This window comes from Gordonia sp. B8661-1, assembly GCF_059427765.1.
In genome coordinates this window covers 1-24,376 of sequence record NZ_JCAHRL010000008.1, presented here as the reverse complement: position 1 = coordinate 24,376, position 24,376 = coordinate 1, and the positions used below count along the sequence as shown (strand labels likewise).

Genomic DNA, 24,376 nt, shown 5'->3' with positions numbered 1-24,376 from the left:
GATATCTGCTGGGCCCCGGTTCAGGCCGTGCGGTCGACATGGGGCGCCTGATGCGGAAGTTTGCCTTGCTCATAGGCGATCAGCAGGCCGTCGACATCGTCGAGGAGATCCATCACCCTCGTGCGCATCGCGCCGACCGTCGCCGCATCCACCGTGCGTACCAGCCCGGATTCGATGTCCTGCCGCATCCGTGACCGCCCGGCGAAATAGTCGGCGTAGGCGGCGAATTCCGGGATCACCACGGGCAACCGCGACCACGCGCTCCGTGCGCCGCGCCGACGGGTCGGCCGGATGGACGGTTCGAAGATCTCCAGCGCGGCGCCTGCCGCCCGCAGCGCGGCGAGATAGAACTGGCGGAACCGCTCGGCCTGATCGGGCACGCCGTCGGCGTTGTCGAAGAGATTCTCGGCCCGCTCGAAGAGGTCGCGACCACGACCGACCACGATCGGGTCGATATCGACGGATGCGGGCCGTGCCGCATTCCGTGCGCGGGTGCGCATCGTGTGCTCCATGTTCCACCTCCAGCGGGTCGTCGATCTGACGTACACCTGCTTTGTACAACGCAGGTCCGACAGCAAACGCTTCCCTCGTTCGCCGCCGGACCGGCGTCGGTGTGTCGGGGGTGAGACGGATCAGCTTGCGGAGGCTGGTTCATCGAACACCCGTTCGACAGATTCAATAGTAGCCAGCGCACCGCGATCCTTCAAGACCGCGGCGCGCCCGGAGAGTAAACAGTGTCGAACAATGCAGTGTCCCCGGGCGAGCAGTGTGACCACACCTCGGACAAGGGACGGACGTGGAGAGGACCGACGTTCGGTGACGATCCGTCTCGTTGACCTGACCGGTCAGGATTCCCGCATCTGGCTGGATCCTGCCCTCGACATCTACGTCACCGCGATGAACTACCCGCGAGGCACCGAATTCCAGCGCGCCGGGTTGTGGCGTGAACACATCGCACGCCCGGGCTGGCGCGCGGTGGGTGCGGTGGCCACTGTTTCGCCCACCGAGATCCATGCCCCGCAGCACGCCCGCCGCCGATTGTCCCGCCCGGTCGCCACCGAGGACGGCGCCGAGGTGCTGGTCGGCATCGCCTACGGCTATCGGGGCAATCGCGACCAGTGGTGGAATCAGCAACTACGACTGGGGCTCCGGCACGCGGGCCTTCCGGAGTCCGCGGTGGACGAGATCACCGACGACTACTTCGAACTCACCGAACTGCACGTGCACCCGACCGCGCAGGGACGCGGTGTCGGTCAGTGGATGCTCGCCCGGTTGCTCACCGACCGTCCCGAACGCACCGTCCTGCTGTCGACTCCCGAAGTGGGGGCCGAGGACAACCGGGCGTGGCGTCTGTACCGGCGGCTCGGATTCGTCGACGTGTTGCGGCACTTCACCTTTTCCGGTGACCCCCGCCCGTTCGCCTTCCTCGGCCGCCACCTCCCACTCCCCGAGCAGCGGCCATGAGACACCCCGGCCTCGACGTCGTGGTGGTGGGCGGCGGACACAACGGACTCGTCGCCGCCTGCTACCTCGCGCAGGCCGGACGTTCGGTGCGCGTCCTCGAACGCGACGGGGTCCCCGGCGGCGCGGTCTCGACCGTCGCGCGCTGGCCGGGATACCGCGTCGATCGCGGCTCGTCGGCACATCTGATGATCCGGCACTCCCCGATCCTCGACGATCTCCGCCTCGCCGACCACGGCCTGCGCTACATCGATTGCGATCCCTGGGCGTTCAGCCCCGGAACCGACACCACCGGCCCGATCGTGTTCCGCACCGACCTCGACGCCACCTGCCGGAACATCGAACGCGCGGTGGGCGCATCCGACGCCGACGCGTATCGCCGCTTCGTCGACGTGTGGCGGCCCCGCGCGCGGTCGGTCATGCGGGCCTTCTACGCCCCCGCCGATCCCGGTCGATTCGCCCGCGCGTTCACCGGACTGACGTCCACGGCGACGACGGCCCGCACCGGCCCGATCGGCCGTCGGGCGGGCGGGATGCTGTCTCTCACCCAGGAACTGATGGCCTCGGGCGACGCCCTCCTCGATCGGTGGTTCACCTCCGAACCGCTCAAGGCCGCACTCGCCTGGTTCGGCGCCCAGTCCGGTCCCCCGATGAACGCACCCGGCACCGCACCGATGATCGGCTTCGCGGCATTACAGCACGACATCCCGCCGGGACGGGCGGTCGGCGGCAGCGGCGCACTGACAGAGGCCCTGCTGAGCAGGCTCGCCACCGACGGCGGCGAACTGCGCCCGGGGATCTCGGCCACCTCCATCGAACGATGCGGCGATCACTGGCGGGTCACCGGCGACGACGGCGACAGTCAGTGTGCGCGGCGCGTGGTGGCCGCCTGCCACATCCTCACCACACTCGATCTGCTCGCCGCCGGTGGCCACGACGCGGACGCGCTGCGCCGATGGCGGAACCAGATCGTCGTCGGCGACGGCATCGGGATGGCACTCCGGCTGGGCACCGACGCCCTGCCCGACTATCCCGACCTGCCCTCGGACCTTCCCGCCCACGGCGTGCATTCGGGACTCGGCCTCCTCGTCACCGACCGGGCGCAACTCCGCCGGGCACAGGCCTCCGCATCGGTCGGTGAATTGCCCGACCGGCCGGCCTGCGTCGCGATGGGCTATTCGGCCATCGACCCGACCCTGGCCCCGCCGGACCGTCACGTCGTCAACGTGTGGGCGCAGTGGCACCCGCGGCACCTCGCCGGCGGGCACGGCTGGGCCGGCGCCGCACCCGCCGCGGCGGCCGCGATCGAGGCCGAACTCGACCGGTACGCACCGGGATTCGGCGAGCACATCATCCACCGGCATGTTCAGACGCCGGAGGACCTCGAGAACGAGCTCGGATTGATCGGCGGAAACATCATGCACGTCGAGATGAGCATCGACCAGATGTTCTTCTGGCGTCCGCACCCCGACCTGTCCGGACACCGGGTGCCGGGCGCGCCCGGGATCGTCCTGGCCGGTGCGTCCACGCACCCCGGCGGTGGTGTGACCGGGGCGAGCGGCCGAATTGCCGCCCGGCTCGCGATGCGCCGCTGAGCATGCTTTCCACCATGGAGTGACCTACGTCATCGGCGCACACCGATAACGATTTCGTATATGGGTTCTCCTCCGTTCGGCCGTTGTCGACGATCGACAATAATTCGCGGGGTCACGGTCATGTCATCACCCGGAATATGTGAACTCTCACCACATTGTTGCCGCGGCATGGACACACATGTTCATTCGTCGAATCAGTTCGCGGATAACAACATGATCGACACATTCATACGCGGGACCAGCACACTTGATCCCACATTCCGATATCTGACCACTCACACAACCATCTCGTTGATGCACAAGGACTTTCGGCACAGTTGCACTCCCGTCCCAGATCGGTGATCCTGACACTCGCCGGTCAGTCCGGAGCGTGTTATCAGCGGGTCGGGACAACTGATGTGGAGTGCAATATGACGGTCGACCGGCGAACATTTCTGACGGGCGCGGCAGCCACGGCCTCGGTCGTGGCACTCGGACGCGGTACCACAGCGCATGCCGCGCGTCATTCGCCTCTGTTCGTCGCCGCACCTGTGGTCAGTGGCGGCCCTTCCATCGCGCGATTCCGAATATCCGGAAAATGGCGGGAGATCACGCTGCACCCCTCCCCACACGGGCGTGACGGGCGCGGCTCACCGCTTTCCGAACTGGTTGCGGTGCCGGTGGGCACCAGCCGCATCGAGGTCACCACGCCGCGGGGCAGAGTCGCCCAGCCACCCACCTACGGAATCCGGAAGGCGCCGCCGTTCACCGACGCCGTCGCCTCGTTCTACGGCTGGGGTTTTCCGGTCGTCACACGCAAGGGCTGGGGTGCCGACGAGAAGCTGCAGACCTGGGGCGAACCCGAATATCACCCGGCGCAATCGATCACCGTGCATCACAGTGCGTCGCCGACGGGAAACGAGTTCAACGACTACCGCGAGGCCGTCCGTTCCATCTACCGCTACCACGCGGAACCGGCACCCAAGGGGCAGGGCTGGGGCGACATCGGCTATCACCTCGTCATCGATCCGAACGGCGTGATCTACGCGGGCCGCGACACCGGCGCGGCAGGCCCCATTTTCCGCCCGGGCACGGCACCACGCCGCGGCGCGCAGATCGTCAGCGGTGGACACGTCGTCAAGGCGAACGCCGGAAACATCGGCATCGTGCTGATCGGCGACTTCACGCACACGCTGCCCACACCCGAGGCACAGCAGTCACTGCGGCTGGTGCTCGCCAACCTCTGCCGGAAACTGGGCATCGATCCGCTCTCGCGTATCCGCTATCGGAACCCGGTCAACGGCGTGACCTCCGAACAGTTCGCGATCTCGGGCCACCGTGACTGGGCCGCGGTCGCCGGCGCCACCGAATGTCCCGGTGATCAACTCGTCCCCTGGCTTCCGGTGCTCCGGGCCACCACCGCACTGAAGATCGCCAATCCCGGTCGCGTGCCGTTCGGGTCCAGCTAGCGGCACCGCGCTGCCTGTTGTTCGGGCGTCCCACGGCGACGACGATTCGTCTGGCACGATGTCCACGTGCGTCCGTCTTCCCGTTGGCCCGCGTTCGTGATGCTGCTCGTCCTCGTCGGCGCGCTCCCGCTGCTGTCGGGCTGCCTGCAGCGTTCCACCACCGTCGGTGACCGCTTCTCCGGCAGCATCGTCGTGGCCTCCACGCCGGACGATCCGCGCGGCGTACCGAAACTCGACATCCCGGAGTCGATGGCGTCGCAGATCTCCCTCAGCGACTACAGCTCCGGACCGGCGGCCGAATCCACGCGCCGTGCACCGACGACCACTCCGACGGCCGGGGCCACCCCCTCTCCTTCCGCGGACGAATCCGCGCAGGTTCCCACCCCCGGGGAAACCACCAGCGCCGACGACGGAAACAGCGACGAGGATCAGATTCCCCGTCTCGGGACGCGCGCGACCTTCAGCAACCTGACGACCGGCCAGTTCGGTCAGCTCGGCGAGATCGCGGCGAATGCCTTCGGCGAGGATGCACTGAGTATCAAGCTGTCGGCCAAGCGCACCGGAGACGTTGTCCGCCTGACCGGCACCGCCGACCTCACCGAACTCGATCCGGCCCGCAATGCCGTGCAGCTGACCATCACCTTCGGCGGCGAGGTCAAGGGCACCACCGGCAGCCAGGTCGGCGAGAACACGGTCACCTGGAATCTGAAACCACGCGAGACGACGACACTCACGGCCGAGGCCGAATACCCGGACCCCGCGACGGCCGCCGTTCCCGGCTGGTCGTGGTTCGTCGCGCTGGTGTGCCTGATCGTCGTACTGATCGTGGCGCGACTCGCGTACGCCGGACGCCACCGTGGCCCGCGTCCCGGGCGCCCGCGCCCGAGCAGTCCGCTCAACCGCACGTCCTGACGGAGGCGGATGGCGGCGCCGGGGTCAGACGTCGTGGCCGAGGCGTTCGAGCACCTCGGTACTGGCCTTCGCGAAATTGAGGCTGCAGAAGTGCAGACACGGGACACCTTCGGAGACAAGACGTTCGGCCATTTCGGTGGCGAAGTCGATGCCCACCGCCCGCACCGCGGCACGGTCCTCCTCGGGTCCGTCACCCGCTGCGGCGGCGAAGCGCTCGGACACCTTGTCCGGGATCACCGAACCCGACAGGTCGGCCATCCGACGGGCGGAGGCCAGCGAGGTGATCGGCATCAGTCCGGGGATCAGCGGCTTGGCTCCCTGCTCCGCGTCGGCGCGCACCAGCCGGTCCCGCAGACGCAGGAAGTGCTCGACGTCGAAGAACATCTGCGTGATCGAGTAGTCGGCACCGGCGCGCAGTTTGTCGACCAGTGCACGGGTGTCGTCCTCGAGGCTCGGCGCGCGATGATGTCCCTCCGGGAACGACGCCACACCGACGTGGAAGTCGCCGAGGTCACCGATCAGCCGCACGAGTTCCTCGGCGTAGGTGACGCCGTCGGGATGTTTGACCCACTCCCCGAGCGGATCACCCGGCGGATCGCCACGCAGCGCGAGGATATTGGTGATGCCCTGGTCGGCATACGCGCCGACCAGCGCGCGCAGTTCGTCGATGCTGTGATTGACGGCGGTCAGGTGCGCCACCGGCAGCAACGTGGTCTGGGCGGCCAGCTCACCGGTGATCCGCACCGTGCGGTCACGGGTGGAGCCGCCCGCACCGTAGGTCATCGAGACGAATGCGGGACCGAGCCGCTCGAAGCTGCGGACCGCGCGCCACAGACGGGCTTCGGATTCGGTGTCCTTCGGCGGGAAGAACTCGACCGAGAACGGGACCGGACCACGATGCGGCATCGACAGACGTTCCACGATCGACGGCGCGGCCGTCGACGATGACCCGGAGCCGGCGGAAGCGCCGGTCACCGGAGAGGTCACTGCGGAAGAGGTGGTCACCCGGCCAGTGTACGGATCAGGCCCACTAGCCTGGCAGGGTGACCTCACCCGCACCCATCCCCACCTCCCTGGACGAGGTGCCCGCATCCGTGGAGGCCGTGCTCCGCGATTTCTTCGGACACGCGGTGCCCGCCGCGGACGCCATCTCCCCGCGCGTGGGGGTGGCGGCCCGTGCGTTGACCGACTTCGTACTGCAGGGCGGCAAGCGGGTCCGTCCCACGTTCGTCTTCGCCGGCTGGCTGGCCGGTTCGTCGGCATCCGACTCCGCGCCACACGGCCCGAATCCGCCCGACGCCGCGGACGCTCTCCGGGTCGGCGCGGCGCTCGAACTCGTACAGGCGTGCGCACTCATCCACGACGACATCATCGACCGTTCCGACACCCGGCGCGGACATCCGACGCTGCACCGGACCTTCGAGACCGCACATCGGGCCGACGACTGGTCCGGGGACGCGGCGGCGCACGGCGTGTCGGCGGCGATTCTCGTCGGCGACCTCGCCCTGGCCTGGGCCGACGATCTCGTCCACGGGCACGCCCCGACCGACGGTGCCACCGACGATCCCCGGCCCCTGCCCGCGGCGGCCGGGCGCGTGTGGGCATCGATGCGCACGGAGGTGCTGGGCGGTCAGTATCTCGACATCGTGAACGAGGTCAGCGGTGACGAGAGCGTCGAATCGGCCTACCGGGTGATGGAGTACAAAACGGCCGCCTACACCGTCGCCCGTCCGCTCGAACTCGGAGCCGTCCTCGCCGGAGCCGGCCCGCGACTGATCGAGGACCTCCGGGCCATCGGCCACGACCTGGGCGTGGCGTTCCAGTTGCGCGACGATCAACTCGGGGTCTTCGGTGACCCGGATCAGACGGGCAAACCGTCCGGCGACGACCTCGTGGCGGGCAAGCGGACGGCCCTGCTCGCGGTCGGCCTCGCACGGGCCGCCGAGCGCGACCCCGGCCTGCCCGCACAACTGCGCGGTTACCTCGGGCGTCCCCTGTCCGACGACGAGGTCCGTTCCGCCCGGGCACTTCTCGTCGATGTCGGCGCGGTCGACGACATCGAGAGGCAGATCTCCGCATTGCTCGACAATGCGATCGGCATCATCGACAGCGGCGAACTCACCCCGGCGATCCGTACCGAACTCACCGCGTTCGCCCACCGGATCGCGCACCGGACCGCATGAGTACGTCGCTCCCCGGCACCGACCGGGTCGTGGTGATCGGGGCGGGACTCGCCGGATTGTCGGCGGCGGCCCGCCTGCGCGGACAGGGCCACGACGTCACGGTGCTCGATGCCGCGGCGGCTCCCGGTGGCCTGGTACGCACCGACGAAGTAGCAGACGATGACGGCAACGTCATTCGATTCGACACCGGCGCAACGGTTCTCACGATGCCCGAACTCATCGACGAGGCTCTGGCCGACCTCGGTGTACCCGCCGCCGAGACGCGCAGGCGGCTCGGGTTGGTCGACGTGGACCCGGCGTACGCCATGCGCTTCGCCGATGGTTCGGCACTCGACGTGCCCCGCGGAGCGGACCGGTTGGTCGCCGCGGTGGATGCCGGATTCGGTGCGTCGAACGCCGCGGGCGTGCGTGACCTGATGGCGTGGCTCGCCCGGTTGTACGACGCCGAATTCGACACCTTCGTCGACCGGAACTTCACCGGACTCGCCGACCTGACGGACGCGGCCACACTGCGGTCCGTCGGCCTGCTCGCCCGCATGGGTGCGGTCCGCCGCCTCACGGGTGCGGTCAACCGATTCGTGAAAGACGAACGGCTGCAGCGCATCTTCACCTTCCAGGCGCTGTACGCCGGATTGCCGCCCGCCCACGCCGCCGCGGTTTACGGCGTCATCGCCCATATGGACATCGGCCTGGGCGTCTATTACCCGACCGGCGGTATGGGACGCGTCGGAGAGGTCATGGCCGGGGCACTCGCCGACGCCGGCGCCGGGATACGTCTGAGTACCAGGGCCACCACGATCATCCGCGACGGCGCCCGCGTCACCGGAGTCCGCCTGGACACCGGCGAGACGCTCCCCGCCGATGCGGTGATCAGCACGCTGCCGGTACCGGCGACGACCACGTTGCTGGGCTCACCGCCCCGGGGAGTTCGCTGGGGCCGAATCCGGTACTCCCCCAGTGCCGTCGTCATCCACGGCACGCTGCCGCGCACGATGACCGGACGCTGGCCGGGGCGGCACCACACGCTGGACTTCGGTGCGGCGTGGCAGGACACCTTCACCGACCTCACACGCGCACCGGGTCGTCCGATGCGGGACCCGTCGTTCCTCATGACCAGACCTGCTCTGTCCGATCCGCAGTCGTACCCGGATGGGCCGGAACCGGTCTCGGTACTCGCACCGTGCCCGAATACCGATGTCGCGGATCTGGATTGGGCCGCACTGGCGGGCCCATACGTGGCGGAATGCCTGCAGACGCTCGCGCACCGCGGATATCCGGGCATCGAGTCGATGCGGGTGCTGCGTGTCGATCATCCGGGCACCTGGGCGGCCGCCGGATTGCCCGCGGGTACCCCCTTCAGCGCGGCGCACACGGTGCGTCAGACCGGCCCGTTCCGTACGCCGAACCGGTGGCCGGGCTGCGACAACCTGTTCCTGGCGGGCGCCGTCACCGTCCCCGGCGTCGGGATCCCCCCGGTGCTGGTGTCCGGACGGCTCGCCGCGCAGCGCGTCCACGATCACCTGACCGGCCGCGAGCGCCGCCGTAGGATCACGCCGTGAGTATCTCTCGGTCACGCCTGCCGGGAGACCTGGTGCTCGGCACCGCGGGCTCGATCCTCGTCTGCATCGGCAGCTTCGGCGTCGGTGACATCGCGCGCAACCATCACCTCGCCCAGGACCTCGGCATCGCGGCCATCACCTACGGGCACGGCAAGACCCTGTTCGGCACCCTGTTCTGGCTCGGCGTCGCCACCCTGGTGATCGCCTGGGTGCGGGTGGGGCGCACGGTCGCCTCCGGTGCGCCGATGCCGGTCCGGACACTTCGCCTCGGCATCCTCGCGTGGGCCGCACCGATGGCACTCGCCGTACCGGTCTACAGCCGTGACGTATACGCATATCTCGGACAGGGCGCGGTGTTCCGCGAGGGATTCAATCCCTACGCCGACGGACCCGCCCACTACCCCGGCCCCATTCTGGACAGCATGGCCCAGGTGTGGGCGACGACGACCGCTCCCTACGGCCCGCTGTTCGTCGGCCTCACCCGCGCGGTCACCGAGATCACCGGCGACCACGTGATTCTCGGTGTCTATGTGATGCGGCTGGTGCTCCTCCCCGGCCTGGCGCTCATGCTGTGGGCCGTTCCCCGACTCGCCCACCACTTCTCGGCGTCCCCGCAGACCGGACTCTGGCTGGCGGTGGCCAATCCGATGGTGCTCCTCCACCTGATCGCGGGCAGTCACGTCGAACTCCTCATGGTCGGTCTGCTGGTCGCCGGTGTGACGCTCGCCGTCACCGGGCGCCACGTCGCCGGTCTCGCGGTCCTCGGTCTCGCGGTGTCGGTCAAGGTGACGGCGGGTATCGCGATCCCGTTCGTCCTCTGGATCTGGTTGTCGCACCTGCGGGAGCGACGGGGCCAGACGTCACTCGGCGCCCGGACGGTGGTCGCGGTGTTCGCGACGGTCGTCGCCGTGCCGGTGGCGGTCTTCGCGATCTGCACACTCGCCGTCGGGCTGGGCGTCGGCTGGTTGACCGGACTGGGCTTCGCCGATCAGATCATCAACTGGTTCACCCTCCCGACTCTCGCCGGGCATCTGGTCACTCTGCTGGCCGCACCGTTCACCGCGCTGAATCTGCAACCGGTACTGGTGATCACGCGAGCGATCGGCGCCGCGGTCCTCGCGATACTCCTGGTGGCCATCTGGTGGCGGCACCGCCGGGACGAACGTGCCGCGATGACCGGCATGGTGTGGGCCATGCTGGCGGTCCTCCTGCTCGAACCCTCGACACTGCCCTGGTACTACACGTGGGTGCTGACGGTGGCGGTCGCGCTGACGCTGCCGGATCGGGTCCGCGCGCTGGTGGTCGGTGTATCGACATTCATGCTGATCGTCTTCCAGCCCGACGATTCGATCGTCTTCTACAAACTCCCCGAAGTGATTCTGGCACTGGCACTCTCGATACTCGCCGCGGTATCGCTGATGCGGCCCGATCCACTGCGGATCGGTCGCGCGTTCCGCCGGATGTGGGATGCTCCGCAGGTGGCGCGCACCGATGGCTGAGACATCCGCCGAGCGTGGTTATCGCCGCGGCCGGCTGCTCACCGCGACGCACGGCCGCACCTACCATGCGGCGACGCGTCTGCTGCCGAGGGCCGAACGTCGGGCGGTGTTCGCGCTGTACGGCTTCGCACGGATCGTCGATGATCTGGTGGACGGGCCGGGCGTGTCCGGCACCGTCCTGGAGGAGTTGAGCACGCTGGAATCGGCTCTGCACGCCGCATTGGCCGGTCGCTCCGACGACGACTCCCTGGCGAACATCGATCCGGCGACGTCCGATGTCCTTGCTGCTCTGAGCGATTCGGTACACCGGTTCGACATTCCGGCCGCGACGTTCGACGCCTTCCTGCACTCGATGCGGATGGATGTCCCCGACGATCCGGCGTTCCGCAACCGCTATCGCACCTGGGCGGAACTCGCCGAATACACCTACGGATCGGCGGCCGTGATCGGCTTGCAGATGCTGCCGCTGCTCGGGGTATCCCGACCCGATGCCGAGATCGCCGCCGGAGCCTCGCGCCTGGGGACCGCGTTCCAGTTGACGAATTTCATCCGCGACGTCGCCGAGGACCTGGACCGCGACCGCATCTATCTGCCCTCCGACGAACTCGGCGCCTTCGGCGTCGACGAGGAGCATCTGCGGTGGTGCCGGAGCAGCGGCGTCACCTCCGCACCCTTACGGCGCGCGCTGGCCCACCTCATCGCGGTCAACCGCGACGAGTACCGCCTGGCGTGGCCTGCGATAGCGATGCTGCCCAACCGATTCCGGCCGGCCATCGCGGCCGCCGCCACCGTCTACGCCGAGATCCTCGCCGAGGTCGAGCGCAACGGATACCGGGTGATGGATCGTCGCGCGACCGTCGGCCGGGGGCGCCGCGCCGCGCTGGCCGCGCGGGCGGTCCTGCTGCGTCGGGAGTCCTGACCTCAGAACGCCTGCGCCTGGGCGCGGCGGATGACCTCCCGCGCCGAGTGCGTGTGCAGTGCTTCGGCCGGATGCATGCCGAGGTCGTCCTGGACGGTGAAGAGCCAGGCCATCACCTCGTCACGGCTGTAGCCGCCGTCGAGGAGCACCTCGACCAGACCGTTGTAGTGCTTGACGAGTCCGAGGTCGTCGAAGAACAGCGCGGGGACCACCGGACGACCGTCGCGGGAGACGGCCAGGAGATGATGATCGCGGATGAGTGTGCGAACGCGATTCGTCGACACACGTAGGCGTTCGGACACCTGGTCGACGCTCAGCAGCTCGGTGTCGGGAGGAAGGGTGTCAGGCGACAGCGGAAGAGAACCCACGCCGCCGAGCCTACCGGGGATCCGCCGCCCGATCCGATCCGACCGGTAGATTCAGGCCCGTGAACTCACCGACCGACGACGTGCTGGGGGCGACTCTCGAGTGTCGCTACCGCATCGACGCCCCGATCGCCCGGGGCGGCATGTCGGCGGTGTACGTGGGGACGGATCTGCGACTCGGACGCACCGTCGCGGTGAAGGTCATGGACTCCCGCTACAGCGGTGATCCGATGTTCCTCCGACGCTTCGAGTTCGAGGCGCGGGCGGTCGCCGGCCTCAAACACCAGGGACTCGTGAACGTCTACGACCAGGGCATCGACAACGGGGTCGCCTTCCTGGTGATGGAACTGGTGGACGGCGGCAGTCTGCGCGAGCTGCTCCGCGAACGGGGACCGATGCCCCCGCATGCGGTGGCCGCGGTCGCCGAACCCGTACTCGGCGGCCTCGGAACCGCGCATGCCGCGGGACTGGTGCACCGTGACGTGAAGCCGGAGAACGTCCTCATCTCGGACACCGGTGAGGTCAAGGTCGCCGACTTCGGTCTGGTCCGCGCGGTGGCCGAAGCCGGCGTCACCTCGGCGAGCGTCATCCTCGGGACGGCGGCCTACCTCTCCCCCGAACAGGTGGAGGCCGGGGACGCCGATGCGCGCAGCGACGTGTACTCGATGGGCGTGATGATGTTCGAGTTGCTCACCGGCCGAACACCTTTCCGTGGTGACACCCCGCTCGCCCTCGCGTATCAGCGCCTCAGCTTCGACGTTCCGGCCCCCGGCGATGTCGTCGACGGTGTCCCGGAGGAGTTCGACGAGATCGTCCTGCGCGCCACCGAGCGCGAGCCGCGTCACCGCTTCGCGGACGGCTTCGACATGCGCCGCGCCATCGTCGCCGCCGCCGACGACCTGGATCTGCCGCCGTTCACGGTGCCCGCACCCCGTCGGTCCGCGGAACGTGCGACGATGGCCCGTTTCCGTGCGGCATCCCACCAGCCCGGCCCCGATCCCTCCGTGACCCCGGTGGCGGCACCGCCCGCACACACCCGGGTGGACTCCCGTCCCGATGTGGCGCCGTCGGACGTACCACGCACCGAGCGCACGTCACCGCCACCGGTCGCTCCCTCGGTCACGCGTCCCCGAACCGCTCCCCACGATCTCGTGGACCGCGCGGACATCGGTCCGGCCGAATCCGGTAACGCCGCGCGCGTGGTGATCTGGCTGACCCTGGTGATGCTGCTGGCCGTCGCGGTCGGAGCGCTCGGCTGGTGGGCGGGCAGCAGCCTGATCGGGTGATCGTCGATGCCCGTCCCGTGACTTCCGCATGCGCGAGGCGGATGATTGGTCCATGCCCACAGCCGAGTTGATGCGCATCGGTGCGCCACGCCCCATCGTCCGCTGGGGCGACCCGATCCTGCATCGCCCGGCTCGCCCCGTCACGGATTACGGCGCCGATCTGCAGGACCTGCTCGCCGACATGTTCGCGACGAACACCGCCGCCTGCGGAGCCGGTCTGGCCGCCGCACAGGTAGGGGTCGACCTCGCCGTGTTCGTGTACGACTGCACCGACGAGACCGACGTCAGGCGCACCGGCGTGATCTGCAACCCCGCCCTCGAGCTTCCCGAGGGACGCGATCGCACCCTGGTCTCCTACGACGAGGGCTGTTTGTCCCTGCCCGGCGCGTACGCAGATGTGTCGCGGCCACGCCGCGCGAGCTGTCATGGCACCGATCAGTTTGGCGACCGGGTCACCGTGACCGCGGGCGGCGTACTCGGCCGATGCCTCCAGCACGAGACGGATCACATCACCGGCATCGTCTATGGCGATCGCCTGCCGTCGCGCACGCGCAAGCAGTTGCTTGCCCGGGCGGCGACCGTGGAGTCCGGCTACCCGGATGACTGGCCGGTGTCGGCCGCCCGCTGATTCGATGCCGGGCGGACGCCACCGCATCGGGTGATCGGTCAGAGACGGATGGTTCCGCCACAGGCACGGGCCGGCACCGACCACAGCGCGTTCTTGTTGACCGCACTGAGCGTCACCTTCACCGCCCCGGAACCGATCTGCTTGCGCGGCACCTGAAACTGCAATGAGCCGACGTACGGCGGAGACACCCGGTGGTTCGCGAACGCCGTGCCCCGCTTACCGGTGGCCAGATTGTGCCAGTCCAGACGTCCGGCGGACTCGTAGCCCCAGAGGCTGCCGCTGAACTGGACGGAGATGGACGCGGTATCCCGCGATGTCACGACCATCGCCTCGCGGGGGTTGAACGGAACGTCGATGACATTCGGGCTCAGATTGACGCAGTTGCTCAATGGGTAGAGCTTGCCCTCAGCTGCGGCCTGACCCGCTCCCGCGGTGGCAGTCACCCCGATCACACCTGCGGCCGCCATGGCCAGAACTGCGGCCTTCGCGGTCTTCCGGGTACGCATCATCGAGCGGGTCATCAAGGCTCCTCGTGAGTCGGTCGAGATCGGACAATCTGCCCACTACATCGAAGCAGACAACCGGACCGTTAGCAGTACGAACGATCGACTCCGTACCGTGATTCACGACACCCTGTGCACCGAACACCTGCGAGCACCGAGAGCCGTTGTCGAGCAACGGCTCTCACCGAAACGTCGGTGACGGATCAGCCGCGCAGCATCTCCGCGACGAGGAAGGCGAGCTCAAGGGACTGCTGGGTGTTGAGTCGCGGATCGCAGGCCGTCTCGTAGCGTCCGGCCAGGTCGAGATCCGAGATGTCCTGTGCGCCACCGAGGCACTCGGTGACGTCCTCGCCGGTGAGTTCGATGTGCACGCCGCCGGGATGGGTGCCGAGCGCCCGGTGCACCTCGAAGAAGCCCTGCACCTCGTCGACGATCCGGTCGAAGTGCCGCGTCTTGTACCCGGTGGAGGCCTCGTGGGTGTTGCCGTGCATCGGATCCGACTGCCAGATGACCTTGTGCCCGGTGGCCTCGACCGCGGAGACGATGGCGGGCAACACCTCTCGAACCTTGTTGTTGCCCATGCGGGCGACCATGGTGAGGCGGCCCGGCTTGTTGTGCGGGTCGAGCCGCTCGACGTACTCCACGGCCTGCTCGGGTGTGGTCGTCGGTCCGATCTTCACACCGATCGGATTGTTGATGAGCTCCGCGAGTGCGATGTGCGCGCCGTCGAGCTGCCGGGTCCGTTCACCGATCCACAGGAAATGCGCGGATAGGTCGTAGAGCACCTTCTCCGACGATTCGTCGGGCCCGTTGGCCATACGCAGCATCGCGCGCTCGTAGTCGATGACGAGGGCCTCGTGGGATGCGAAGATCGCCGCCGACTCCAGATTCCGGTCCTCGACGCCGCAGGCCTCCATGAACCGCAGACCACGGTCGATCTCGGAGGCCAGCGCCTCGTAGCGGGCGCCCGCGGGCGACGTCCGGACGAACTCGCGGTTCCACAGGTGCACGCGGCGAAGATCGGCCTCCGACCCGGTCAGCGCCCGCACCAGGTTCATCGCGGCCGCGGCGTTCGCGTAGGCGCGCACCAGTCGCGACGGGTCGTGCCTGCGGACGTTCTCGTCGGCCGGGAATCCGTTGACCATGTCGCCGCGGTAGGACGGCAGGCCGAGCGCGTCGGTGTCCGACGACCGGGGCTTGGCGTACTGTCCGGCGATCCGTGCGACCTTGACCACTGGCATGCTCGCGCCGTAGGTCAGCACCACGGCCATCTGCAACAGGGTGCGGATATTGCCCTTGATGTGTGGCTCGGTGTTGTCGGCGAACGTCTCGGCACAGTCACCGCCCTGCAGCAGGAACGCGCGCCCCTCGGCCACCTCGGCCAACTGCCGCGACAGGTCCTCGACCTCGGCGGGCATGCAGATCGGCGGCACGCTCTCGAGGATGGTGCGCATCTTGCGCGCCTCCTCGGCCGGCCAGCTCGGTTGCTGGAGCGCCGGGCGCGACAGTGCGTCGTCGAAACGCGCCTGCAGGCCCCCGGGCAGCGGCGGCAGCTCCGGCAGTTCGTCGATGGGCACGTCCACGGTCCAGTTCACCACGTGTCCAGATTAATCGAGTCTCGCTCCGCACCCACCCGGCGGGTCGTGGTGCACACGAACGGCGTGGACCGCGTCGAGCGGTCAGCCGCGGGACGCCTCGATGGCCTGCCAGCGGCGCCAATTGTGGCGGGCGTCGGCGAGAGCGTCGTGCGCGTCCTTCGGTGTCGGCGGAAGTTCCGGGGAACCGGCGGCCTCCCAGTGCTGCCGGAGCTCCCGGGTGAAGCGCGGCATGGCCCGCGGCAGCTCCGTCATCGGGCCCCACAACTGACACAGGACGACGTGGTCGTAGGCCCCCACCCACGCCCACAACTCCACGTCACCGCCCTTTTCGGTAAGAAATTCGAACAGGTCGTCGCGGATGCGGCGACGGCTGCGCCAGGCCTTCGACGACGGGGACGGCAATTTGGGCAGGACGTTGGCTCGCACCCAGTCACCGGCACGGGCCGGATCGAAGTCGGTGGACACCGCGTAGAATTCACGTCCGTCCTCGGCGACAACCCCGATCGAGACCAATTCGATGGTGTTGCCGTCCTCAATGAACTCCGAGTCGTAGAAGAACCGCATAGCCACCAGTATTCACACCCGTGAGTGGAGATCCCCCGACGCCATGTCACTGCTGCCCTCTGCCGATGCCCGGCTGCAACGCTGGGTCCCCAGTGGCCGGTCGCGCATTCTGATCACCCTGGCGTTCGTCGTCTCCGCCGCGATGCAGATCGTCGGGGTACCGTTCACCTCCAGCTTCGGCACCCGGACCCGCATCGATCTGGACGTGTACCGGTTGGGCGCCCAGATCTGGCAGGACGGCCAGAGCCTCTATGCCGACGGCTCGATGCCGTTCACCAGCGACGGCATCTGGCTGCCGTTCACCTATCCGCCGTTCGCCGCACTCGGTTTCGTACCGCTCGGGGCCATCGGCCTCGAACTCGCGGGAATTCTGATGTCCCTCGCGACCGTCGTGCTCATCGTGGCAATCGTGCAGGTCTTCCTGCGCCTGCTCACCATCGGCAACGCGCGGAACCGGTGGTGGCTCTCGCTCCTGATCACTGCCGCGGTGGTGTGGACCAACCCGTTCTGGATGACGCTGGGTTTCGGTCAGATCAATGTGATCCTGATGGCGATGATCGTCGCCGACATCTTCCTCCTCGGACGGGGACGGGCACGCTCAGCGGGAGGTGTCCGCGGTGTCCTGACCGGACTGGCGGCCGCGATCAAGCTGACACCCATGGTGTTCGTCGCGGTGTTCGGGGCGGCACGGCGGTGGCGCGCCGCGATCGTCGCGGTCGGTACCTTCCTGGTGGCCGGCGGCGTCGCGTGGGCGTGGATGCCCGGGGATTCGGCCACCTACTGGACCCATACCCTGTTCCATACCGCCCGCATCGGTGATCCCGCCGGACGCATCAATCAGAACCTCAATGCGCTGTGGATCCGCCTCGTCCCCGGGTCCGAATCGGCACAGCAACTCCTGTGGGTGCTCAGTTCACTCGTGGTCACCGCACTGGCCGTGCTCGCCCTGCGGTCCTGCCGGCCGGTTGCGGCCTTCGATGCGCTGGCCGCCCGGGGCTCCGGCGATCCGGCCCGTCTCGTGCAGGCCGTCCTCGTGGTGTGCGTGGTGGCGATCTGGGGTCTGCTCGTGTCACCGACGTCCTGGGCACACCACTGGGTCTGGTCGGTCCCGACGGTCCTGGCGGCTGCGGTGGTGGCGGCACGCAGTACGTCCCAGGCCCCACGCATCGCCTACGGCCTCATCGCCGCTTCCGGGACGCTGATCTTCGCGCTGGGGCCGTTCCAATTCCTGTCACCGGCCGTGCGGCACTGGTCGGTCATCGACCACATCGTCGGCAACGCGTACTCGCTCTGGGGTCTCGCGGTGCTCGCCGTCGTCTGGCTCCTGCCGCCCCGGCCGGCCGCTCCGCGTCAGGCAGCCAGCCCGGACGCTTCCGAGGAGGGCTTGGCGCCCTCCTTGAGCGACGCCGCGTAGATGTCCACATACTGCTGACCGGTGAGCTGCATCAGCTCGTACATGATCTCGTCGGTCACCGCGCGCTCGATGAAGCGATTGCCCTGCATCCCCTCGTAGCGCGAGAAGTCCAGCGGCTTACCGATTTTCACGACGATCCGGGACGGCCGCGGAATGATGGTGCCGGGCGGGTTGAACTTGTCGGTATTGATCATCGCGACCGGGATCACCGGCACACCCGTGTCCAGGGCGATCCGGGCCAGACCCGTCTTCCCCTTGTAGAGCCGACCGTCCGGGGAACGGGTGCCCTCGGGGTACATCCCCATCAGATGTCCGCCCTCGAGCTGTCTGCGGGCCGCCGTGAGCGCGCCGGCCGCGGCCTCCGCACCCGACCGGTCGATCGGGATCTGACCGACGGCGGTGAAGAACCAGCGCTGGAATGCGCCCTTGAGTCCGGTACCGGTGAAGTACTCGGACTTGGCGAGGAAATAGATGCGGCGCGGGACCATCAGGGGAAGGAAGAAACTGTCCATGACCGCGAGATGATTGCTCGCGAGGATCGCCGGCCCGCGCGCCGGGATGTTCTCGAGCCCCTCGACACGGGGACGTCCGATCACCCGGAGGATGGGGCCCAGCAGGATGAACTTGAAAATCCCGTACCACATGGATGTCTCCGACCTACGCTGTTTGTCCCTGGACCGACTCAGATTACCCGTAGGTGACGATACCCACGTGGCGAGCCCCGAGTGATCGAATCCGCAGCTACGCCTGCCCAAAAACCTTGTCGCCGATTCCTTGTCGTGCGACCTCCGCCGCGCCGATGACACCTGCGCTCTCCCCCAGCTGCGTGCCCCGGATCCGGGCCAGCTGGCGGTGTCCCGCACCCGTCACCAGACCGGCGTAGTGCTCCCTCGCCTCGTCGAGGAAGAACCCCGAGGCCGCGCCCACGCCGCCGGCCAGCACGATCAGATCCGGATCGAAGATGTCGGCGATCATTGCCAGCCCCTGTCCCAGCGACGCCGCGAATTGACGGAAGGCAGCGAGGGCGACGGGATCACCGTCCGCTGCGGCACCTGCAACGCGGCGCCCGGTGAGCGAACCGGGATCCGCGGCGACGTCGGCGGCGAGCTGACTGCGCCCCCAGTCGCCGTCGGCCAGCAGTTCGATCACGGTGTCAACCAAAGCGGTTCCACTGCAATATCTTTCCCAGCAGCCGAGTTTTCCGCAGGAACATGCGCGCCCGTTGGGCACGACGGTCAGGTGACCGAGTTCCGGCGCGACTCCGAAGCTTCCCCGGTAGATCTCGCCGTCCAGGATCAGCCCGGCCCCGATGCCCGTACCGATGGCGAGCACCAGTGAGTTCTTGCCGCGGGAGGCCGCACCGAACCGCAGTTCGGCGATCGCCGCCGAGTTCGCGTCGTGTTCGGCGAACACCGGCAGTCCGATGCGTTCGGTCATCTCGGCCGCGACCCGCGCCTCGCGCCACGGCAGATGTGGTGCGAACCGCACGACCTCGCGATCCGGGGTGAGAAATCCCGCGATGGCGAGACCGACCGCCTTGGCCGCCCAGCGCGAGGTGAGCTCGGCCACCAGCCGATCGAGACAGTGTTCGAGGGCGGTCGCCGTCGGAGGGGTGGCGGCGCGCAGGGTGTCGAGCATCGCACCGTGATCGTCGACCACCGACGCGCGGACGCTGGTTCCGCCGATGTCGATGCCGATCGTCAAGTCCCCCATCAACTCTCGCTTCCGCGGTGACGGCCGCTCGCGGGCGGTGGGTCGGTGACGTCGATCCGTACCGCGATCGGCTGATAGCCGGGTGCCGCGCCCGGGCCGGCGGACGGCGTGGAACGCAACGCCTTCGCGATCGCCTCGAGAACCGCGATGAGCGCTGCGATGAGGCGCGCGATCAGGTCGCCGATCTCACTCAGCAGTGTGGTGATCTCACCCGGGACATCGGCGAGCAGAGCGCCGAGCGCATTGCCGTCCTTCGCGGTCCGCAGCCCGCCGTCGGCGAACAGCGCCGCGAGCTGATCGATCTGGGTGGCGACACCGAGCAGGAACTCCCGCACCGGATCGCCGGCGCCATGCGTACCGCGCGCTCCCCCGGCGTGGTCTCGCCCCTGGTCGGCGCCGGGACCGGCGGTGTCATCCGAGGTCATCTGCACAGTCTCCTGTCCGGCTCGGCGAGTAGTCTACGCAACGCGGCCCGTCTCCGCGCACCCCGCCATGTGACCGCCCGCGTCAGCGGCCGCGGGCTCCCTGAGGCCAGACCGCGGGATCGGGTACGAAACGAACGGTGATGTCGGTGCCGTCCCATGCGGCATCGACGACCACGCAGCGACGCAGCACCGACGGCAGCCGGACCGGATGCCGGAAGCCACCGACGGTGACCAGCAGATCGTCCCCGGAACGTCCGAGCTCGAGCGTCGCGGGATCAGGAAGTCTTTGCCGCCACCGTAATTCGTACATCGGGTCACCGTCGGCGGTCACGCCCGCCTCGGCGACGCCCGCGGCCCCCGACCCCGCGGTCCGCCCATCGGCCTCCACCAGATGCACGGCCAGCTTGCGCAGCCGCGCCGCCCGATCGATGGGAACGCCGACGTGACGCAGCGCGGTCACCACCGGTCCCGGTCCGACCACCCGGCCGATCGCGGCGACGGCGTCACTGTCGGCGCCATCGGCCGTCGACTCCTCCGAGCCGTGGGGGTTGACGAGTACCGAACGCAGGGGCAGCCCCATGACGTCGACGGTGGCCAGCATGTGCGGCAACAGGCGGGCCGAACGATCGTCGGTACCGGTCACCAGGTGCACTGCGACACTGTGCGGGTCGACGATCAACTCCACGATGTCCAGGCAGTCCCGGTCGATGGCGTCGACGGCAGCCGTCAGTTGCGCCACGACCGGCCGCTCGGCGGCGGTGGCCAGCCGACGATGCCTGGGCCACAACCGATTCAACGCCTGCGACAGGACCGAGGAGGCGCGGAGGAATTCGAACGGATCCCCCTGCCCCGACGTGTCGACGACGATCCGGCGCCAGCGTCCGCTGATCGCCTCGTCCCGGATTCGCCGGAGCACGAGGAAGTCCTCCAGCCCCGGCAGCGCCGCGAGTTCACCCGGTGCGATCTCCGCGAGCGCCCCGACTCCCGGGAGTGACAGTTTCGTATGTGCGAGGGTTTCGCCGAGCACCGCGGTGAACTCGGCCCACATCGTCTCCAGCAGGGTGAGCCGATCCAGGGACAGCAGGTGCACTCCGGTCGACACCTCGACCGGCTCGGCACTGCGGAACACCCCGAACATGTCGGCGGTCGGCGACCAGCGGTCGGCGGTCACGAGCAACGTCCCGGCGTCGGCCTGCGCGGACGCACCGGCTGACACGCCCTGCGTCGCAGGGGTGCCGGAGCGGCGAATCCGGTTGCGGCCCAATGCACCGGATGCCGAGGTCACCGAGACCCCGGAACCCCCCGGACCGATGACGACATGGATGGGCGTGAGATCGATCAGCCTTCGACCCGCTTCTTGAGATCGTGCAGAGCGGCCTCGGTGATGGCCTTCTCGGCACGGCGTTTGAGCTGTCCGATCATCGGGACGAGCAGGTCGACCATCAACTCGTAGGTCACCTTGGTCGACCCCGGCACCTGCTGTGCCAGGACGTACCGGCCACGCTGATCACGCTGGAGGTCGCTGCGCACCAGGCGCCACGACACCGACATCCCGTCCTGCGCCCACTGGTAGTCCAGCACGTAGTTGTCCTGCAGGACACCGGCATCCAGGAGAAACTCGACGCGTCGGGCGCGCCCGTCGGCGCCGGCCTCGGCGACGGTGACCTCACGGGCCGCGGTCACCCAGTCGGGATAGTGGTCGAAGTCCGCGATCACCGCCATGATGTCCGCGGCGTCGGCGTTGATGACGATGGAGCGTTCGGTGTGGTCGGCCATCAGACCTCCATTCCGACCGGCATGCCGTCGGCGCCGATCGCCGGACCGCCTACCCAGCGTCCGCTCTCCAACCGGTCCTTGACCTCGAAGGACATGGCCTTACCGGCCGCCCGCCGGTTCCGGTTGGCCTCGGCGAGCCGGTCCATCAGCGCACGTCCCTCGCCGGGAAGTCCGTCGGTGGGCTCGGCGTGCAGGAAATAGTGCAGCACGAAGCCGTCCAGCACGGCCTCGCACCAGATCTCCATCGTGCCGGTCAGGGGCCCCTCGACCCGCCAGCGCATCCCCTGCGGTCCCCGGTCCTCCACGACCGTGAGACGCAGATCCGGCCACCACCGTCGCCAGTTCGAAGGGTCGCCGACCGTGCCGGCCGCCAACGAGGGATCGGCCGCGACGAACGTCTCGTCGGCCACCTGAATACTCGTCACGACCTCTAGCTTCACATATCTGGTCGTTGCGTGGACACCGGACCTCACGGACGCGCCCGCAACGTCTCAACGGCGAGCGATACGATCGATGACACGGTCCTACGTTCGGCGAAAGGCATCAGATGAGCGAGTTCAGCGTTCCGGCACAGTTCACCCTTCCGGAGAACGCTAACTGCACCGACATCATCTTCGGGATCGCCGAACGAGAACCCGGCAAGGTGGTCGTGCGCCGCAAGGTCGGCGACACCTGGGAACCGGTGACGGCCGCCGACCTGGCCGCCCAGATCACCGCGCTCGCCAAGGGACTGATCGCCGACGGCATCGCGCCCGGCGACCGGGTGGCGATCCTGTCCGGCACGCGCCCGGAGTGGATGCTCATCGACTTCGCCATCTGGGCTGCGGGCGCGGTGCCCGTACCGATCTACGACTCGTCGTCGAGCGGGCAGATCGAGTGGATCATGCAGGATTCCGGCGCCATCGCCATCGTCGTCGAGGGGCCCTCGCACCGGGCGACCTACGACGAGGTGACCGGCCTCGACGGCGTGAAGGTCTACCAGTTCGACGTCGCCGACGGGGAGACCGGCGCCATCGAGGCGCTCGAGGCGAGTGGCGCCGATGTCGCCGACGAGGAGGTGGCCAAGCGTCGCGCCACCCTCGGCATCGCGGATCCGGCGACCCTGATCTACACGTCCGGCACCACCGGGCGTCCCAAGGGCTGCATGCTGAGCCACGGCAACATGCTGTCCGAGGTGTACGCGGTACTGGAGAGCACCCTCCATGAGCTCCTGGGCCCCGGCAAGCGCATGCTCATGTTCCTCCCCATGGCCCACGTGCTGGCACGAGCGATCAATCTGGTCGCGCTCGAGGCCGGCGTCGAGGTCGGCTACACGAACGACATCCCCAACCTTGTACCGGAATTCGCGATCTTCAAGCCGTCGTTGATCCTGTCGGTGCCGCGTGTGTTCGAGAAGGTCTACAACGGAGCTCGCCAGAAAGCCCACGACGAGGGCAAGGGCCGCATCTTCGATCTCGCCGCCGACACCGCCATCGCCTACTCCCAGGCCCAGCAGGACGGGCACGTCGGCCTCGTCCTCAAGGCCAAGCACGCGGTCTTCGACAAACTGGTCTTCGGCAAGCTGCGCGCCGCCCTCGGCGGCTCCTGCGAGCTCGCCATCTCCGGTGGCGCACCCCTGGGTCCGCGGCTCGGTCACTTCTTCTCCGGAGTCGGCATCCCGGTGTACGAGGGTTACGGACTAACCGAGACCACTGCCGCCTTCAGCGTCAACACCCCTCATCACGTCAAAGTGGGGACGGTCGGAATGCCGTTGCCCGGCAATGCCGTTCGCATCGGTGACGACGGCGAGGTGCTGTTGCGCGGCGGCGTGGTCTTCGGCGGCTACTGGCAGAACCCGGAGGCAACCGCGCAGGCTCTCGAGGACGGCTGGTTCCATACCGGCGACCTCGGTAATGTCGACGGCGACGGGTTCCTCACCATCACCGGCCGGAAGAAGGAACTGATCGTCACCGCCGGCGGCAAGAACGTGTCGCCCGCGGGACTCGAGGACGTCATCCGATCGAGCCCGATCGTCTCCCAGGCGTTGGTCGTCGGTGACGCCCAGCCCTTCATCGCCGCCCTCGTCACCATCGATCCGGAGGCGTTCGGCCCCTGGAAGGAACGGCACGGGAAGCCGGCCGATGCCTCGGTCGCCGATCTCGTCGACGACGCGGACCTGCGCGCCGACGTGCAGGCCGCGGTCGATCAGGCGAACCGGACGGTGTCGCATGCCGAGGGAATCAAGAAGTTCCGCATCCTCCCCACCGACTTCACCGAGGAGACCGGCGAGATGACGCCGACCCTCAAGGTCAAGCGCAATGTCGTGGTGGAGAAGTTCGCCGACGACATCTCGGCGATCTACACCAAGTAGCGCGGGCGGGTCTCGATACGCGCCGGGCTCGCTGCGCTCGCACGCCGCCACTCGACCAACGAAAACCGGCCCCACCCGCTGATCGAGTAGCGTCCGAGCCGCCGGCCCCAGCCGCTGATCGAGTAGCGTCCGAGCCGCCAGCCCCCACCCGTTGATCGAGTAGCGTCCGAGCCGCCAG

At 68.5% G+C, this 24,376-nt stretch carries 25 protein-coding genes; 12 read left to right on the top strand and 13 right to left on the bottom strand.

What is annotated here, in order from left to right; all coding sequences use genetic code 11:
• Positions 1-20: 20 nt before the first annotated feature.
• Positions 21-512, bottom strand: coding sequence for an SAV_6107 family HEPN domain-containing protein (locus AC4JJG_RS16335; RefSeq protein ID WP_495400307.1), 492 nt, complete (start codon positions 510-512; stop codon positions 21-23).
• Positions 513-816: 304 nt separating this feature from the next.
• On the opposite strand from AC4JJG_RS16335, the gene AC4JJG_RS16330 reads away from it, so the two are divergent.
• From AC4JJG_RS16330 to AC4JJG_RS16315, 4 genes are all read left to right on the top strand, one after another.
• Positions 817-1,464: a GNAT family N-acetyltransferase gene (locus AC4JJG_RS16330; RefSeq protein WP_495400306.1), complete on the top strand. Its 648-nt coding sequence runs from the start codon at positions 817-819 to the stop codon at positions 1,462-1,464.
• Positions 1,461-3,056 (top strand): phytoene desaturase family protein, encoded by a 1,596-nt coding sequence (locus AC4JJG_RS16325; protein WP_495400305.1) that lies wholly within the window; start codon positions 1,461-1,463, stop codon positions 3,054-3,056. Before AC4JJG_RS16330 ends, AC4JJG_RS16325 begins: the two co-directional genes overlap by 4 nt.
• Positions 3,057-3,466: 410 nt before the next feature.
• Positions 3,467-4,504, top strand: coding sequence for a peptidoglycan recognition protein family protein (locus tag AC4JJG_RS16320; protein WP_495400304.1), 1,038 nt, complete (start codon positions 3,467-3,469; stop codon positions 4,502-4,504).
• Positions 4,505-4,570: 66 nt separating this feature from the next.
• Positions 4,571-5,416 (top strand): LppM family (lipo)protein, encoded by an 846-nt coding sequence (locus tag AC4JJG_RS16315; RefSeq protein WP_495400303.1) that lies wholly within the window; start codon positions 4,571-4,573, stop codon positions 5,414-5,416.
• 24 nt (positions 5,417-5,440) lie between these two features.
• Here AC4JJG_RS16315 and AC4JJG_RS16310 read toward each other — a convergent pair whose 3' ends face one another.
• Positions 5,441-6,322: a methylenetetrahydrofolate reductase gene (locus tag AC4JJG_RS16310; protein ID WP_495400511.1), complete on the bottom strand. Its 882-nt coding sequence runs from the start codon at positions 6,320-6,322 to the stop codon at positions 5,441-5,443.
• A 137-nt stretch (positions 6,323-6,459) separates the two neighbouring features.
• Between AC4JJG_RS16310 and AC4JJG_RS16305 the strand changes: the two genes are divergently transcribed.
• Genes AC4JJG_RS16305 through AC4JJG_RS16290 form a run of 4 tightly spaced genes read left to right on the top strand, consistent with a single transcriptional unit; the run spans position 6,460 to position 11,576 of the window.
• The gene (locus AC4JJG_RS16305) at positions 6,460-7,599 is read left to right on the top strand and encodes a polyprenyl synthetase family protein (RefSeq protein WP_495400302.1); all 1,140 of its coding nucleotides are present in this window, start codon (positions 6,460-6,462) and stop codon (positions 7,597-7,599) included.
• A complete protein-coding gene (gene crtI, locus AC4JJG_RS16300) occupies positions 7,596-9,158 on the top strand; it encodes a phytoene desaturase family protein (RefSeq protein ID WP_495400301.1) in 1,563 nt (520 codons plus the stop codon). Before AC4JJG_RS16305 ends, crtI begins: the two co-directional genes overlap by 4 nt.
• On the top strand, positions 9,155-10,657 hold the full coding sequence (locus AC4JJG_RS16295) for an alpha-(1->6)-mannopyranosyltransferase A (RefSeq protein WP_495400300.1): 1,503 nt from the start codon (positions 9,155-9,157) through the stop codon (positions 10,655-10,657). Before crtI ends, AC4JJG_RS16295 begins: the two co-directional genes overlap by 4 nt.
• Positions 10,650-11,576, top strand: a complete 927-nt coding sequence (locus AC4JJG_RS16290) for a phytoene/squalene synthase family protein (protein WP_495400299.1) — start codon at positions 10,650-10,652, stop codon at positions 11,574-11,576. Before AC4JJG_RS16295 ends, AC4JJG_RS16290 begins: the two co-directional genes overlap by 8 nt.
• A 2-nt stretch (positions 11,577-11,578) precedes the next feature.
• Here AC4JJG_RS16290 and AC4JJG_RS16285 read toward each other — a convergent pair whose 3' ends face one another.
• Positions 11,579-11,944 (bottom strand): Rv2175c family DNA-binding protein, encoded by a 366-nt coding sequence (locus AC4JJG_RS16285; RefSeq protein ID WP_495400298.1) that lies wholly within the window; start codon positions 11,942-11,944, stop codon positions 11,579-11,581.
• A 59-nt stretch (positions 11,945-12,003) separates the two neighbouring features.
• On the opposite strand from AC4JJG_RS16285, the gene AC4JJG_RS16280 reads away from it, so the two are divergent.
• Positions 12,004-13,227 (top strand): protein kinase domain-containing protein, encoded by a 1,224-nt coding sequence (locus AC4JJG_RS16280; protein WP_495400297.1) that lies wholly within the window; start codon positions 12,004-12,006, stop codon positions 13,225-13,227.
• A gap of 52 nt (positions 13,228-13,279) precedes the next feature.
• Positions 13,280-13,855, top strand: coding sequence for a peptide deformylase (gene def / locus AC4JJG_RS16275; protein ID WP_495400296.1), 576 nt, complete (start codon positions 13,280-13,282; stop codon positions 13,853-13,855).
• A gap of 38 nt (positions 13,856-13,893) precedes the next feature.
• On the opposite strand, the gene AC4JJG_RS16270 is transcribed toward def, so the two are convergent.
• The 3 genes from AC4JJG_RS16270 to AC4JJG_RS16260 all read right to left on the bottom strand — a co-directional run bounded on the left by AC4JJG_RS16270 (position 13,894) and on the right by AC4JJG_RS16260 (position 16,520).
• A complete protein-coding gene (locus tag AC4JJG_RS16270; RefSeq protein ID WP_495400295.1) occupies positions 13,894-14,376 on the bottom strand; it encodes a hypothetical protein in 483 nt (160 codons plus the stop codon).
• 185 nt (positions 14,377-14,561) lie between these two features.
• Positions 14,562-15,956 (bottom strand): class II 3-deoxy-7-phosphoheptulonate synthase, encoded by a 1,395-nt coding sequence (locus tag AC4JJG_RS16265; RefSeq protein WP_495400294.1) that lies wholly within the window; start codon positions 15,954-15,956, stop codon positions 14,562-14,564.
• An 81-nt stretch (positions 15,957-16,037) separates the two neighbouring features.
• Positions 16,038-16,520 carry a polyadenylate-specific 3'-exoribonuclease AS gene (locus AC4JJG_RS16260; protein WP_495400293.1) on the bottom strand — a complete coding sequence of 161 codons (483 nt, stop codon included), beginning with the start codon at positions 16,518-16,520 and terminating at the stop codon, positions 16,038-16,040.
• Positions 16,521-16,563: 43 nt separating this feature from the next.
• On the opposite strand from AC4JJG_RS16260, the gene AC4JJG_RS16255 reads away from it, so the two are divergent.
• Positions 16,564-17,934 carry a glycosyltransferase 87 family protein gene (locus tag AC4JJG_RS16255; RefSeq protein WP_495400292.1) on the top strand — a complete coding sequence of 457 codons (1,371 nt, stop codon included), beginning with the start codon at positions 16,564-16,566 and terminating at the stop codon, positions 17,932-17,934.
• On the opposite strand, the gene AC4JJG_RS16250 is transcribed toward AC4JJG_RS16255, so the two are convergent.
• From AC4JJG_RS16250 to AC4JJG_RS16225, 6 genes are all read right to left on the bottom strand, one after another.
• Positions 17,871-18,578, bottom strand: coding sequence for a lysophospholipid acyltransferase family protein (locus AC4JJG_RS16250; RefSeq protein WP_495400291.1), 708 nt, complete (start codon positions 18,576-18,578; stop codon positions 17,871-17,873). The two genes, AC4JJG_RS16255 and AC4JJG_RS16250, sit on opposite strands and share 64 nt — an antisense overlap.
• Before the next feature lie 97 nt (positions 18,579-18,675).
• Complete coding sequence (locus AC4JJG_RS16245; protein WP_495400290.1) at positions 18,676-19,647, bottom strand: ROK family protein; 972 nt, start codon at positions 19,645-19,647, stop codon at positions 18,676-18,678.
• On the bottom strand, positions 19,647-20,072 hold the full coding sequence (locus AC4JJG_RS16240) for a hypothetical protein (protein ID WP_495400289.1): 426 nt from the start codon (positions 20,070-20,072) through the stop codon (positions 19,647-19,649). The genes AC4JJG_RS16245 and AC4JJG_RS16240 overlap by 1 nt, the downstream gene beginning before the upstream one ends.
• Positions 20,073-20,154: 82 nt before the next feature.
• Positions 20,155-21,357, bottom strand: coding sequence for an ArsA family ATPase (locus tag AC4JJG_RS16235; protein WP_495400288.1), 1,203 nt, complete (start codon positions 21,355-21,357; stop codon positions 20,155-20,157).
• A 53-nt stretch (positions 21,358-21,410) separates the two neighbouring features.
• Positions 21,411-21,848 (bottom strand): SRPBCC family protein, encoded by a 438-nt coding sequence (locus tag AC4JJG_RS16230; protein ID WP_495400287.1) that lies wholly within the window; start codon positions 21,846-21,848, stop codon positions 21,411-21,413.
• On the bottom strand, positions 21,848-22,288 hold the full coding sequence (locus AC4JJG_RS16225; RefSeq protein WP_495400286.1) for a hypothetical protein: 441 nt from the start codon (positions 22,286-22,288) through the stop codon (positions 21,848-21,850). The genes AC4JJG_RS16230 and AC4JJG_RS16225 overlap by 1 nt, the downstream gene beginning before the upstream one ends.
• Positions 22,289-22,395: 107 nt before the next feature.
• On the opposite strand from AC4JJG_RS16225, the gene AC4JJG_RS16220 reads away from it, so the two are divergent.
• The gene (locus AC4JJG_RS16220; protein WP_495400285.1) at positions 22,396-24,198 is read left to right on the top strand and encodes an AMP-dependent synthetase/ligase; all 1,803 of its coding nucleotides are present in this window, start codon (positions 22,396-22,398) and stop codon (positions 24,196-24,198) included.
• Here AC4JJG_RS16220 and AC4JJG_RS16215 read toward each other — a convergent pair.
• Positions 24,186-24,376, bottom strand: a 191-nt coding sequence (locus tag AC4JJG_RS16215) for a hypothetical protein (protein WP_495405794.1), incomplete at its 5' end; no start/stop codon positions are given. The two genes, AC4JJG_RS16220 and AC4JJG_RS16215, sit on opposite strands and share 13 nt — an antisense overlap.

Coding starts and splice junctions, on each gene's coding strand:
- AC4JJG_RS16335 (WP_495400307.1), bottom strand. CDS start 512: ATGGAGCACACGATGCGCACCCGCGCACGGAATGCGGCACGGCCCGCA.
- AC4JJG_RS16325 (WP_495400305.1), top strand. CDS start 1,461: ATGAGACACCCCGGCCTCGACGTCGTGGTGGTGGGCGGCGGACACAAC.
- AC4JJG_RS16320 (WP_495400304.1), top strand. CDS start 3,467: ATGACGGTCGACCGGCGAACATTTCTGACGGGCGCGGCAGCCACGGCC.
- AC4JJG_RS16310 (WP_495400511.1), bottom strand. CDS start 6,322: ATGCCGCATCGTGGTCCGGTCCCGTTCTCGGTCGAGTTCTTCCCGCCG.
- crtI (WP_495400301.1), top strand. CDS start 7,596: ATGAGTACGTCGCTCCCCGGCACCGACCGGGTCGTGGTGATCGGGGCG.
- AC4JJG_RS16290 (WP_495400299.1), top strand. CDS start 10,650: ATGGCTGAGACATCCGCCGAGCGTGGTTATCGCCGCGGCCGGCTGCTC.
- def (WP_495400296.1), top strand. CDS start 13,280: ATGCCCACAGCCGAGTTGATGCGCATCGGTGCGCCACGCCCCATCGTC.
- AC4JJG_RS16270 (WP_495400295.1), bottom strand. CDS start 14,376: ATGACCCGCTCGATGATGCGTACCCGGAAGACCGCGAAGGCCGCAGTT.
- AC4JJG_RS16260 (WP_495400293.1), bottom strand. CDS start 16,520: ATGCGGTTCTTCTACGACTCGGAGTTCATTGAGGACGGCAACACCATC.
- AC4JJG_RS16255 (WP_495400292.1), top strand. CDS start 16,564: ATGTCACTGCTGCCCTCTGCCGATGCCCGGCTGCAACGCTGGGTCCCC.
- AC4JJG_RS16250 (WP_495400291.1), bottom strand. CDS start 18,578: ATGTGGTACGGGATTTTCAAGTTCATCCTGCTGGGCCCCATCCTCCGG.
- AC4JJG_RS16245 (WP_495400290.1), bottom strand. CDS start 19,647: ATGGGGGACTTGACGATCGGCATCGACATCGGCGGAACCAGCGTCCGC.
- AC4JJG_RS16240 (WP_495400289.1), bottom strand. CDS start 20,072: ATGACCTCGGATGACACCGCCGGTCCCGGCGCCGACCAGGGGCGAGAC.
- AC4JJG_RS16230 (WP_495400287.1), bottom strand. CDS start 21,848: ATGGCCGACCACACCGAACGCTCCATCGTCATCAACGCCGACGCCGCG.
- AC4JJG_RS16220 (WP_495400285.1), top strand. CDS start 22,396: ATGAGCGAGTTCAGCGTTCCGGCACAGTTCACCCTTCCGGAGAACGCT.